We start from the raw sequence: 12,759 nt of genomic DNA, 5'->3' as shown, positions 1-12,759 counted from the left end.
TCCCTGGATGCTGTGCCGGGCCCGGTCCACTACCGGTCCCGCTGTGCACACCACCCTGCCGACCTGCGCTTACGGTTCCCTTCGGGTTCGCTTACGGTCGCTTCGGGGGCTCTCGTACGGCGCGGCGACCGGGCGGCCGTCCCCGCCGATGCCAGCAGCAGCACACCGAGCATGACGAACGGTGCCGCGGTACCGGCAAGTCCCGCGAGCAGACCGGCACCGGCCGGGGCGGCGACCTGGCCGAGCCGGTTGCCGGTGAGCGCAGCGCCAGGGCCGTACTGCGGGCCCCGTCGGGAGCGGCCTGGACGACGGTGGTCATGGACAGCGGCTGGCCGACGCCGAGACAGAAGCCGAGCGCCGTCAGCATCACGGCCAGCGCCCAGACCGGCACGGGCAGCACCATGCCGCCGCAGAGCAGACCGGCCAGCGCGCAGCTGCCGGCCATCAGCGCGGTGCGGCCCAGCCACCGGATCATCGGTGTCATCACCAGCCGGCAGGCGATGGTGGCCGCGGCCCGCAGGCTGAGCAGCAGGCCGATGGTGGTGGGGGCGATACCGCGGTCCTCGCCGATGACGGGCAGGTAGGCGGTGAGGATGTCGGTCGCCGACAGCACGGCCAGGCTCATGAAGATGCCCGCCGCCACGCCCCGGGTGCGCAGAATGCCGCGTACGGGGACGGGCGGCCCGCCCGTACGGTCCGCGCGGTCGGCGGCGACGGGTCGGGTGCGCTGTTCGAGGCGCCAGAGGGACGCGTACGAGACGGCCGCGACGGCGCCGGAGACGATCAGCGCGGTTGCGCTCGTCCGGGCCATCGCACCGTCGTGCTCGGAGATGACCAGTCCGGCGGCGACCGGGCCGATGAGCTGGCCGAGCGAGGCACCGATGGTGAAGTGGCCGAAATTGCGGTCGCGTTCCTCGGGGGCACTGCGGCGGGCGACGATCGACTGGGCGCCGATGACGAAGCAGAGGTGTCCCAGGCCCATCACCCCGCTCCAGGCGGCCATCGCGGGCAGCGAGCCGGCCAGCCCGCTGAGCGCGCAGCCGCCGCTGATCAGGCCCACGCCGACGACCAGCAACGGGGCGCAGCGGCCCTGGTCGGTACTGCGGCCGAGCGGGACGGCGGCGAACAGCGGCAGCAGCGCGTAGACGGCGGTGATGACGCCGACGGCGCCATCTTCCCCAAGCTCTCAACTACGTTCGAGCAGGGGAGACCCCAATCCCCCAGCGCGAGGGCCCGGTAGGAGACGGCCGGTCTGGCCATGCTCACCGCTCCTTGGGCGAAGGAGAAGGTGATGACCAGACGCAGCAGCCAGCTCCTGCCGGGCCTCTCGGGGGCGGTCGCGGTCATCGCGATGATGCCGATCCTCTAGACGATGCCGAAGAGAAGGCTCGCTCCCAGGACCACGAGGGAGGTCAGCGCGGCCCATTTGACGGTGAACCTGGTGTGGTCGCCGAACTCGACCTTGGCCATGCCGACGAGGACGTACACGGCGGGCACGAGCGGGCTGGACATGTGCAGGGCCTGGCCGACGAGGGAGGCGCGGGCGATCTCGATGGGGGCCACTCCGTGCGCGGCACCGGCCTCGGCGAGGATCGGAACGATGCCGAAGTAGAAGCCGTCGTTGGACATGAAGTAGGTCAGCGGGATGCTGAGGATGCCGGTGACGATGCCCATGTGCGGGCCGAGCGCGTCGGGGATGCCGCTCACCAGCCAGCGGGCCATGTGCTCGACCATGCCGGTGCCGGTGAGGACACCGGTGAAGACAGCGGCGGCGAAGACCATGCCCGAGACGTTGAGCACGTTCTCGGCGTGCGCCGCGACGCGGGCCTTCTGGTCTTTCATCTGCGGGAAGTTGACGGTCAGGGCGATGGCCGCGCCGAGCAGGAAGAGCACCGGGATCGGCAGGGTCTGCATGATCAGCAGGGTGAGCAGCGCGACGGTGAGCGCGGCGTTGAACCAGTAGAGATTGGGGCGCAGGGTGGCACGGTTCGGGTCCAGGGTCTGGAGGTCCGGGTCCTGGCTGCCGTCGTCGGAACCGGTACCCGCGGAGCCGCCCGTGACGTGCTGTGCGGTGGCCGGCGCGCCGCTCTTGCCGCCGGCGCCCGCGCCGACGAGGACCTGCTCGGCCTCCTTCTCCGGCACGGTGTCGGTGACCAGCCGGGTGTCGCCGAGGGTCAGCACGCCCAGCCGCTTGCGCTCGCGGCGGCCGAGGACGTATGCGAGGGCGAAGACCGCGATCAGGCCGACGGCCAGGGCGGGAATCATCGGGACGAAGATGTCGCCGGCGTCGAGCTTGAGTGCGGTGGCGGCGCGGGCGGTCGGGCCGCCCCAGGGCAGCGTGTTCATCACGCCGTTGGCGGTGGCGGCGACACCGGTCATCACCACGAGGCTCATCTTCAGCCGCTTGTAGAGCGGGTAGAGCGCCGAGACGGTGATCATGAAGGTGGTGGAGCCGTCGCCGTCGAGCGAGACGATCGCGGCGAGCAGCGCGGTACCGACGACCACCCGCACCGGGTCGGCCTTGCAGAACCTGAGGATGGCTCGGACGATCGGGTCGAAGAGCCCGACGTCGATCATCACCCCGAAGTAGATGATGGCGAACATCAGCATCGCGGCCGTGGGAGCCAGGTCGCCGATGCCCTTGAGGACAAAGTCGCCCAGGTGGGCGCCCTGTCCGACCAGTACGCAGAACAGCGCGGGGATGAGCACCAGCGCGGCCATGGGTGACATCTTCTTCATCATGATCAGCACCAGGAAGGTGGCGATCATGACAAATCCGAGGATTGTCAGCATTAGGGGTACCTCACGTTCGCCCTTGAACATCTGCCGGGGGGTGGCGGTTCAGGCGACGTTAGGGCCGGCAAAGTTTTGTTAACAAGACCTTGACGCGCGAGCAATACGAGCAAAACCCCAGGTCAATACGGATCTCAGCGGATGGGGGTGAGCAGCACCGGCAGTGCGTTGAGCACCGCGGTACCCGAGAGCGGGTCGAGTAGCCGGCCGGCGTTGAGTTGATTGACGTTGGCGCCGGGGTCGGCCGCGGCCACCCCCATCCGCGTTCCGGGCCGGTCGTGCCCCCAGCCGTGCGGCATGCTGACCACGCCGGGGCGCACCGCGTCGGTGAGCTCCACCGGCACCTCCAGCTCGCCGCCGTCCCCCTTCAGCCGCGCCAGGCCGCCGTCGGTGAGCTCCAGCCGCGCCGCGTCGTCGGGGTGCACCTGGACCGTGCAGCGATTGCTGCCGCCCATCAAGGCCGGGACGTTGTGCAGCCAGCTGTTGTTGGAGCGCAGATGGCGGCGGCCGATGAGTAGCACGCCGTCGGGGACATCGCCGAGCCGGCCACGCAGCCGGGCCGCCTCGGTGGTGATCGGCTCCGGGCACAGTTCGACGGCGCCGCTGCGGGTCTTGAGGGCGCCGGGGACGCGAGGTGTGAGCGGGCCGAGGTCGATGCCGTGCGGCCGTTCCAACAGCCGGTCCAGGGTCAGCCCCTCGGGGTCGGCGCCGAATCCGTCGCCGTACGGGCCGAGCCGCAGCATCATGTCCAGCCGCCGTTCGGCGCCGGTCAGGCCGGTCAACTCCCTTGCCAGCTCGGCCGGTCGGCGTCCGTGCACCGGGGAGTGCGGGTCGGCGACGGCCTTGCCGAGCGCCGTGTCGATCACCATGGTGTCGACCAGGCCGGGGTCCGCGCCGTCCTGGCCGCCGATGCACAGGATCAGCCGGGCGTGGATCTCGCACTCGTCGGGCTGCCCGTCCGCCGGCGGCAGCACCGGCCGGGTGTAGCGGACCTGGTTGCGGACGGCCAGCGCGTTGAAGGCGAAGTCGAAGTGGGCACTGCGGGTCGGCGGGGGCGGCGGCAGTACGACATCGGCGTGCCGCGACGTCTCGTTGAGATACGGGTCGACGCTGACCATGAAGTCGAGGGAGGCGAGCGCCGCGTCGAGGCGGTCGCCGTCCGGGACGGAGAGCACGGGATTGGCGGCGATGGCGATGGCCGCCCGGACGCGCCCCTCACCGGGGGTGTCGATCTCCTCGGCCAGGGCCACGATGGGCAGCTCGGACTTGGCCTCAGGGTGGCCGGAGACCCGGCTGCGCCAGCGGCCCAGTGCGAAGCCGCGGCCGGGTCCGGTCGGGCGGGGCGGGGCCCCGGTCGCGGAGAGCGGGAACATGATGCCGCCGGGCCGGTCGAAGTTCCCGGTGAGGATGTTCAGCACATCGACCAGCCAGCTGGTGAGGGTGCCGAACTCGACGGTGGTCGAACCGATCCGTCCGTACACCGCGGCGGTGTCCGCGGCGGCCAGCTCGCGGGCCAGCCCCCGGATCCGCTCGGCGGGCACCTCGCACAGCGCCGCCACCGCCTCGGGTGTGAAGTCGGCGGCCAGCCGCTCCACCTCGTCGGCCTGGCCGATGTGCGCCGCCCGCTCCCCCAGGTCCACCAGCCCCTCCTCGAAGAGGACCCGCACCATCGCGAAGAGCAGCAGCGCGTCGGTACCGGGGCGGATGGCGAGGTGCTCGTCGGCCAGCTTGGCGGTGCGGGTGCGCCGCGGGTCGATGACGGTCAGCCGTCCGCCGCGGCGGCGCAGCGCCCTGATCCGGCCGGGGAAGTCGGGGGCGGTGCACAGGCTGCCGTTGGAGTCCATCGGGTTGGCGCCGATCACGACGAGGTGGTCGGTACGGTCCAGATCCGGTACGGGGATCGCCAGCGCGTCTCCGTAGAGCAGTCCGCTGGAGACATGCTTGGGCATCTGGTCGACGGTGGAGGCGGTGAACACGCTGCGGGAGCCGAGACCGGCGAGCAGGACGGGCGGGTAGAGGGCGCCGGCGACGGTGTGCACATTGGGGTTGCCGAGCACGACCCCCACGGAGTTCGCACCATGCTCCTCGATCACCGGCCGCAACCCCGCCTGCACCGCGGCGAACGCCTCGTCCCAGGTGGCTTCCCGGAGCACCCCGTCGCGTCGCACCAGGGGGTGCGTCAGCCGGTCGGGATCCGCGTCCAGCCGGCCGAAGGCGGCGCCCTTGGGGCAGATGAATCCCTTGCTGAAGACATCGTCGCGGTCGCCGCGGACGGCGGTCACCCGGTCGCCGTCCAGGGTGACGCTCAGCCCGCAGGTGGCCTCGCAGAGCGGGCAGATGCGCAGGGCGGTACGACTCATCGGTCCCTCCCGGGGACGGTGCCGGTGATGGGGGTGCGCGTACGGATCGACCATACCGACCGGTAGGCATGAGCGGCAGCGGGTGGCGGGAATTGTTACCCCGCCCCGTCCGGGCGCCGCGCTCCGGCCCCGTCCGGTTACCTCTGTTCGCCCCCGTCCGGACGGCTCTGTTCGCCCCCGTCCAGATATCGCGCCAGATAGGCCCGCAGCAGCTGCTTCGTCTCGGCGACGATGGCCGCATCCCCCGCCGGGTCTATACGGAAGGCCAGTTGCAGCAGCGCGTCGGCGCTCTCGACGCCGACGAGGAAGGCGGTGCGCAGCCGCTCGTCGGCGGCGTCCAGGCCGAGCGTTCCGGCGAGCAGCGCGAGCAGCCGGTCGGCGACCTCGTAATTGGCCTGCCGGGATTCGCGCGGGGCGGGGACGGTGAACTCCACCAGGGCGAAGCCCGGCACCGTCCGTTTCATGGCCAGATATTCGTCGACCACCACATCCATCGCGTGCCGCCACGCCACCGGCTCGTCCGGGGCGGTCAGGCGGGCGGTGATCCGGTCGGCGTAGGCGTCGAGATTGCGCAGGGCCAGCGCCTCGGCCATGGCCCGTTTGTTGGGGAAGAAGCGGTATACCGAGCCGATCGGGACCTCGGCGCGGCCGGCCACCGCGCGGGTGCTGAGGTCCTCGTATCCGGTCTCCTCCAGCACTTCGGCGCAGGCGTCGAGGATGCGGGCGAGGCGCTCGGCGCTGCGCTGCTGGACGGGGACGCGGCGGAGCGGGGTGGGCTGCGGGGCGGGCTGGGGAGTCGGCTGCTGCACCCGTCCATCCTGCCCGCCGGCCGGGCGGGCGGCGGGTGATCGCCCCCGACTTCGCTCGAACAGGGAGGTTCCCCCATCGTTGACGTGCCCCGACCGCAATCCTAAGGTCTTGCATAGGATTCCTTGAGCGGCGGGAGCGCGCGATGACAGGCACGGGCAACGAGCAGGCGAGGAAGACCGAGGGGCTGACAGCCCTCTCCTATTCCCCCGGCTTCGGCAACGAGCACAGCTCGGAGGCCGTCACCGGCGCACTGCCGGTGGGCCGCAACTCCCCCCAGCTCGCCCCCCTCGGGCTGTACGCGGAGCAGCTCAGCGGGTCGGCGTTCACCGAGCCGCGCCGCCACAACCGCCGCTCCTGGCTCTACCGCATCCGCCCCTCGGCCGCGCACCCGCCGTTCGTCCGCGCCGAGCAGCGCACGCTCCGCTCGGCGCCGTTCACCGAGTGCGTCCCCGACCCCAACCGGCTGCGCTGGAACCCGCTCCCGGAACCCACCGGCCCGGTCGACTTCCTGGACGGCCTGTGGACGCTGGGCGGCAACGGCGACGCCGCCCAGCGCACCGGTATCGCCGTGCACCTGTATTACGCCAACTCCTCCATGACCCGGCGGGTGTTCAGCGACGCGGACGGCGAGCTGCTGATCGTCCCCGAGCGCGGCGGGCTGCTGCTCCGTACCGAACTGGGCCTGCTGCGCGCCGAGCCGGGGCATGTCGCACTGATCCCGCGCGGCGTCCGGTTCCGCGTCGAGCTGCTGGACGCGGACGCCCGCGGCTATGTCTGCGAGAACTACGGCCAGCCCTTCCAGCTGCCCGACCTCGGCCCGATCGGCGCCAACGGCCTGGCCAACGCACGGGACTTCCTCGCCCCGGTCGCCGCCTACGAGGACGTCGAGGGGGACTTCGAGGTCGTCAACAAGTTCTGCGGCAACCTCTGGAAGGCGACCTACGACCACTCGCCGCTGGACGTCGTCGCCTGGCACGGCAGCCATGTGCCCTACGTCTACGACCTGCGCCGGTTCAACGTCATCGGGTCGATCAGCTACGACCACCCCGACCCGTCGATCTTCACCGTCCTCACCTCGCCCTCCGACACCCCGGGTCTCGCGGGCGTGGACTTCGTGGTCTTCGCGCCGCGCTGGCTGGTCGGCGAGGACACCTTCCGGCCGCCGTACTTCCACCGCAATGTGATGACCGAGTACATGGGGCTCGTCGAGGGCGCCTACGACGCCAAAGCGGAGGGATTCCTTCCCGGCGGCGGCTCGCTGCACAACATGATGTCGGCGCACGGTCCCGACCGGGAGACGTTCGACCGGGCGAGCGCGGCCGAGCTCAAGCCGCAGAAGATCGACGACGGCCTGGCCTTCATGTTCGAGACCCGCTGGCCGCTGACGCTCACCGAGCAGGCCCGCGATGCCGGACATCTGCAGCGCGGCTACGACGACGTATGGCAGGGTCTCCAGCGCCACTTCCGCCCGTGACACGGGACCCTCCCTGCACTTACAGCACACCGGGGAACGCTCTGTGACCACCTTCGCTCCCGACTCGCTCGCCCTGAACCGCAAGCTGCCGCTGTGGTACCAGGTGTCGCAGTCGTTGCGCGCCTCCATACTGGGCCGCTCTCCCGAGGCACCGCTGCGGCTGCCCACCGAGGACGCGCTCGCCGTGCACTACGGCGTGAGCGTGCTGACCATGCGCCAGGCCCTCAAGGAACTGGAGACGGAGGGACTGATCAGCCGGCACCGGCGGCGGGGCACCTTTATCGAGCCGGGCGCGCAGCGCGGTGCGCCGGTGCGGCTGCTCGGCTCGGTGGACGCGATCGTGGCCCAGCAGTCCGGGATGCGCACGGACCTGCTGGAGCACGGGCCGGTGCCCGTGCCCACCGAACTGTCCGGATATTTCCCGGACCTGACGGAGGTGGCCGGTTTTCGACGGCTGCGCAGCGACGACGAGACGGGCGAGCCGACCAACCACGCGCGCAACTATGTCCGACCCGATGTCGCCGCCCGGATCGACCTGGCGGACCTGGAACGCTGGCCGATGACGAAGGTGCTGCGGGACGCGGTCGGCGTACGGATCAGCCGGATCACCGACACCGTCGAGGCACGGCTGGCGGATCCGGAGACCGCCGGCCTGCTCCAGGTCCCGCTGCTCAGCCCGATCCTGCACTACACGGGCATCACCTACGACGAGGCCGGCCAGGTGGTCGATGTCGCCCGGATCCACTACCGCGGCGACCGGTTCTCCTTCACGGTGACGCTGGACGCGCACTGACGCCGGCGGGCCGGCGCCGGCTCAGATCCGCTCCAGGCTCCGCCCTGTAGTCAGATCCGCTCCAGGCTCCGTCCCGTACTGCGCGGCCCCAGCAGCGCCACATCCAGGCACAGCAGCACCATCAGCACCGCGGAGCCGGTGAACACCGCGGCCGCGCCGAGGTCGGCCAGCACGCTCAGCGCGATGAACGGCAGCACGACCGAGGTGAGCCGGGACAACGAGTAGGCGATGCCGATCGCGCTGCTGCGCAGGCCGGTCGGGAAGAGCTCGGTCTGGTAGACGTGGAAGGCGTTGGAGAAGATGTTGCTGCACACCGTCAGGGCGAAGCCGAAGGTGACGACGGCCCAGGAGGCGGAGGCGAAGCCGAACGCCAGACCGCAGCCCGCGATGCCCAGCGCCGCCGCGATGATCAGCGTCCGGCGCTCGATCCGGTCGATGAGCGGGAGGGACAGCGCCGAGCCGATCGGGTAGCCGCAGAAGCTCAGCGCCGCGTACAGCAGCGACTCGGTGACGGTGTGGCCCTTCGCCGTGAGCACCACCGGCGCCAGCGCCCCGAAACCGTAATAACCGACGGTCTGCAGCACCTGGAAGATCCACCACATGACGGTGCGCCGCCGGAAGTCGGTGCCGAACATGTCCCGCAGCGGCACCTTCCGTTCCGGTACGGCCTCCACTGCCGGCACGGACGGCAGGCTGACGCCGGTCTCCCGCGCCACCCGTTCCTCAATGCCGGTCACGATCCGGCCGGCTTCCTCACCTCGCCCGTGGATCGTCAACCACCGTGGGGATTCCGGCAGTTGTCGGCGCATCAGCTGGATGAAGGCGGCCCCCAGGGCACCGGCGACCAGCAGCCAGCGCCAGCCGTCGATGCCCAGCGGCTGGTGCGCGGCCACCAGCCGGGCGCCGAGCAGCGCGACGACCGGGACGGCGAAAAAGCCGAGGGTGTACGCGTAGGCGATATAGCGGCCGCGCACCGCGCGCGGCAGGAACTCCGCGAGATAGGTGTCCACCAGGACCAGTTCGGCGCCCAGCCCGAGGCCGCTCAGAAAGCGCAGCGCGAGCAGCCAGTGCAGGTCCGGGGCAAAGGCGCAGAGCAACGAGAAGACGGAGTACGCGCCCAGGTTCACCATGAACATCCGGCGCCGCCCGAACCGGTCGGCGAGCACGGACAGCACGTTCGCGCCGACGAACATACCGAGGAAGCCGGACGCGATCACCCAGGATTTGTCGGTGTGCCCGAGGTGCCACTGTTCGGCCAGGACCGCGCCGAGCACCCCGCCGAGGAAGATCTCGTAAAGGTCGAAGAAAGCGCCGATGCCGACGATGAGTGTGATCCGGCGGTGCCACCGGGACGGCGGCAGCCGGTCGAGCCGCGCGGCGGCCCGGACGTCCATGGGGGTTCCCCCGCGCCGTTCAGGCGTGGGGGAGGTGGTGTCCGTCATGACGGTCCTCCCCTGAGCAGGTCCCGGCGCGCAGGGCGGCACTGCGTCCGCACCGTGCGTCGGGCGTACGGCGAGGAACGTACCCGTCAAGATCAGTTGGCGGAAGACCGCCTGCGTACGCGGGGTACCGGGGCGGGGCCCGGGTAGGGATAACCGGGCCGTGGTTACCATGCCGGGGTCAACCGAACGGTCCGGGAGGGACTCCGCGTGACGGCGATGCAGGACGCGCCACGGCTGTCCGATCTGATGCCGTGGTCCGTGGCGCCGCTGCGGCTCGGCCGTTCCTGGGTACGGGGGCCGGATCCGGCGGTGCTCCGCGCCCGCTGGAACGCGCTGGTGGCCGCCGAGGACGCGACCGCACGCGAGCGGCTGTTCCGGCCGTCCCGGGCCCGCACCCTGCACTCGGCCGTCGGGCAGCTGCCGGGGCAGGCGGCGCCCACCGGGCGGCTGTCCCGCGCGGGCGGTCCGTGCCCCGAGCCGGTACGGATGCTGCACGGCCCGTTCGACCGGCAGTGGCTGCTGCCCGACCACCGGCTGATCGACGCGGCGCGGCCGGAGTTGTGGCGGGTGGCGGACGGGCCGCAGCTGTTCGCGGTGGAGTTGGGCCCGGTGCCGCAGGTTCCGGGCCCCGCGGTGGTGTGCTCCGCGCTCCTGCCCGACGGACGGTCGCCGGGCGGGCGTCCGGGCCGGATCCACCCGCTCTACCGGCGGCCGGGCGGCGGTGAGCCGAACCTCGCGCCGGGCCTGCTCGGCCTCCTCGCCCGCCGCCTGGACCGCCCGGCGGAACCGGTGCACCTCCTTGCCTGGATCGTGGCGACCGCCCACCACTCCCCCGACGGCTGCACCGTCCCGCTCACCGCGGACCCGGCGGTCTGGGACGCCGGCGTCGCGCTCGGCGAACGGCTGCTGTGGCTGCACACCCACGGCGGGCACTCCGCCGGCGGGCGCATGGGTGAGCGGCCGCGGATGCCGGGCGGCCGCCGTCCGTACGTACGCGCCGCGCTCCCCGCCCGCGGCCTGCCGGAGACGATCGGCTACGACGCCGACGACGAGGCGCTGCTGCTGGGCAGCGGCCGGATCTCGCCGGTACCGCCGGGCGCCTGGGGCTTCCACGCGGGCGGGGTGCGTGTCCTGGAGGCGTGGTTCGAGGAGCGGACCGGCGCGGGCGGCGCGGGAACCGAGCCGCCGGAGCCCGGTTCGCTGGCGGCGCTGCGTCCCACGACCTGGTCGCAGGAGTGGACGTCAGAGCTGCTGGAGCTGATCACCGTACTGGCGCTGCTGGCCGAACTGGTGCCGCAGGGCGAGGAGTTGCGGCGGCGGGCGGCGGACGGGCCGGCGATCGGGGCGGCGGAGCTGCGAGCGGCGGGCATCGTTCCGGCGCCGGTCGCCGCGCGCCGGCCGGCGTCCGTCCTCGACCATCACGAAGAGGGGCCGGAGGGTCAGTTCGCGCTCCTGTGAGGCTGCGCGGAATCCCCTCCTGGAACGCATAAACCACCCGTCACAAAGGACGGGTGGCAAGAGAGTCGAGCCCGGGCCTGGAGGGCAAGGACCCCTGCCTCCGGCGAGCACACCGACGCGCTGCCGACGCCCAGAACCTGACGAGCGATCGGATCGCAGCGCTTTGCCGGGACGGTGTGGTCGCCTGAGGTACCGCTTCAGGGACGTTTCAGCTGTGGCCACCGAAGAGCGACCGCCGCAGCCTGCGCAGCGGCGCGAACAGCGACACCCGGGCGCCGCGGCTCTTCCTTGTGCCCGAGTGGTCACGAGCGGTGAGCTCCTGCATGAGCGACGTCGCGCCCTCCACCTCACGCTGCGGGACGGCGGGACCGCCCAGCACCGCGAGATGGCGCTCCAGGCGCGCGCTGGATGCGCTGCTTCCGCAGTTGATCGCAGGGACTCTCGCCCTGCTGCGCATTGTTATCTGTTCCATGACTCTCCCCACCCATACGAGGGCACCCGGCCCGGGCAGGGTAACCCTATCTCTCTTGGAGGACACACGTGCAGACCGGTCAACGGATTCACCTGCCTCGCTGTGATGTTGTCGAACACCATACGGAACATCGCGTACACGGCGTAGACCAGGGCGAGTTGACCATCCGTCGGAACCGGACGGGCGGCCCCGCAGACACCTGATGGGCGCCTGACGGGCCGACGGAAGGCGCGAGGAGGGCCCGGATCACGGCCCCTCCTCGACGCCGGAGTGTGGCGGATTACTCAGCGGAGTCGAACTCGCGCGCACCGGAGGCGAACACGGGGAGGTAGCCGCCGGACTGACCGGCGGCGGTGGGGTGGTAGGAGTTCTCGACGGGGAAGGTCACGCTGTGCAGCCAGGGGCTGCCCGAGCACAGCTCATGGCCGGCGAAGGTGCTGTTGACGTCGGCGAAGGTGAAGCCGTGGTTGGCGGCGCGCTTGGCGGTGACGTCATTGATCTCGTCGGCTGCACCGTTGATCGCGGCGCGCGACTTCTCGGTGAGACCGGCGGCGCAGCTGCCGTTGAGTTCGTAGAAGTGCGGATAGCCCAGGACGACGACGCGCGCGGCCGGGGCCTTCCCGGAGATGGCGTCGTACACGTTGTCGAGCTTGCCGGGCAGGGTGTTGTTGATGTACTTGACGGCCTCGGCGACCCGGGCCAGGCACGCGCTCTCGCCCTGTAGCGCACAGGTCGTCATGGTGTCGGCGAATCCGGCGTCGTTGCCGCCGACCGTGATGCTCACGAGGCCGGTGGTGCTGTTGAGCGGGCCGAGCTGCCCGCTCAAGACATCACCCGTACGGGCGCCGGAACAGGCGGTGAAGGAGAAGGAGGAGGGCGTGTGCGCGGCGCTCCAGAGGGCCGGATAGGCCTTGGTGCTGCGCTTGCAGGAGCCGCTGCCACTGTCGTAGCTGCCGGCTCCGACGCCTGAGGAGTAGGAGTCACCGAGGGCCACATAGCCGGTGGCATAGGTGAGTTGGGCGGACGCGGCGGCGCTCGCGCCGGTGAGCGCGAGCGCCGAGGTGAGGAAGAAAGCGGACGTGATGGCCGCGAAACGGGACAGTCTCATGGAACCTCCCATAGCAGGATCTCTGCCTCATCCGTCGTAGCAAAACTCA

Annotated in this window: 9 protein-coding genes and 1 pseudogene; 3 read left to right on the top strand and 7 right to left on the bottom strand. The window is 71.3% G+C overall.

Annotation, left to right across the window (positions count from 1 at the left end):
- Window positions 1-29 precede the first annotated feature (29 nt).
- The 4 genes and pseudogenes from AB0I10_RS07450 to AB0I10_RS07435 form a co-directional block, all read right to left on the bottom strand.
- Window positions 30-1,260, bottom strand: a pseudogene (locus AB0I10_RS07450) (MFS transporter).
- A gap of 105 nt (window positions 1,261-1,365) precedes the next feature.
- Entirely contained in the window at window positions 1,366-2,793 is a 1,428-nt protein-coding gene (locus AB0I10_RS07445; RefSeq protein WP_363151379.1) for a citrate:proton symporter, read from the bottom strand.
- A gap of 134 nt (window positions 2,794-2,927) precedes the next feature.
- Window positions 2,928-5,153 (bottom strand): molybdopterin-dependent oxidoreductase, encoded by a 2,226-nt coding sequence (locus AB0I10_RS07440; RefSeq protein WP_363151378.1) that lies wholly within the window; start codon window positions 5,151-5,153, stop codon window positions 2,928-2,930.
- A 137-nt stretch (window positions 5,154-5,290) separates the two neighbouring features.
- Window positions 5,291-5,962, bottom strand: coding sequence for a TetR/AcrR family transcriptional regulator (locus tag AB0I10_RS07435; RefSeq protein ID WP_363151377.1), 672 nt, complete (start codon window positions 5,960-5,962; stop codon window positions 5,291-5,293).
- A 143-nt stretch (window positions 5,963-6,105) separates the two neighbouring features.
- Here AB0I10_RS07435 and hmgA point away from each other — a divergent pair, with 143 nt between their 5' ends.
- Together hmgA and AB0I10_RS07425 are read left to right on the top strand one after the other, a co-directional pair.
- The gene (gene hmgA / locus AB0I10_RS07430; RefSeq protein ID WP_363151376.1) at window positions 6,106-7,437 is read left to right on the top strand and encodes a homogentisate 1,2-dioxygenase; all 1,332 of its coding nucleotides are present in this window, start codon (window positions 6,106-6,108) and stop codon (window positions 7,435-7,437) included.
- Between the two features lie 43 nt (window positions 7,438-7,480).
- Window positions 7,481-8,230: a GntR family transcriptional regulator gene (locus tag AB0I10_RS07425; protein WP_363151375.1), complete on the top strand. Its 750-nt coding sequence runs from the start codon at window positions 7,481-7,483 to the stop codon at window positions 8,228-8,230.
- 50 nt (window positions 8,231-8,280) lie between these two features.
- Here the strand turns inward: AB0I10_RS07425 and AB0I10_RS07420 are convergent, their stop codons facing one another.
- Entirely contained in the window at window positions 8,281-9,672 is a 1,392-nt protein-coding gene (locus AB0I10_RS07420) for an MFS transporter (RefSeq protein ID WP_363151374.1), read from the bottom strand.
- Window positions 9,673-9,888: 216 nt separating this feature from the next.
- Between AB0I10_RS07420 and AB0I10_RS07415 the strand changes: the two genes are divergently transcribed.
- Complete coding sequence (locus AB0I10_RS07415) at window positions 9,889-11,130, top strand: type ISP restriction/modification enzyme (protein WP_363151579.1); 1,242 nt, start codon at window positions 9,889-9,891, stop codon at window positions 11,128-11,130.
- A gap of 208 nt (window positions 11,131-11,338) precedes the next feature.
- On the opposite strand, the gene AB0I10_RS07410 is transcribed toward AB0I10_RS07415, so the two are convergent.
- Complete coding sequence (locus AB0I10_RS07410) at window positions 11,339-11,602, bottom strand: hypothetical protein (protein WP_363151373.1); 264 nt, start codon at window positions 11,600-11,602, stop codon at window positions 11,339-11,341.
- 280 nt (window positions 11,603-11,882) lie between these two features.
- On the bottom strand, window positions 11,883-12,710 hold the full coding sequence (locus tag AB0I10_RS07405) for an SGNH/GDSL hydrolase family protein (RefSeq protein WP_363151372.1): 828 nt from the start codon (window positions 12,708-12,710) through the stop codon (window positions 11,883-11,885).
- Between the last annotated feature and the right edge of the window lie 49 nt (window positions 12,711-12,759).

The organism is Streptomyces sp. NPDC050636, assembly GCF_040654775.1.
In the GTDB taxonomy this organism is placed as follows: domain Bacteria; phylum Actinomycetota; class Actinomycetes; order Streptomycetales; family Streptomycetaceae; genus Streptomyces.
The sequence above is the reverse complement of the archived record's forward strand: the minus strand, read 5'-3'. Positions and strand labels throughout refer to the sequence as shown.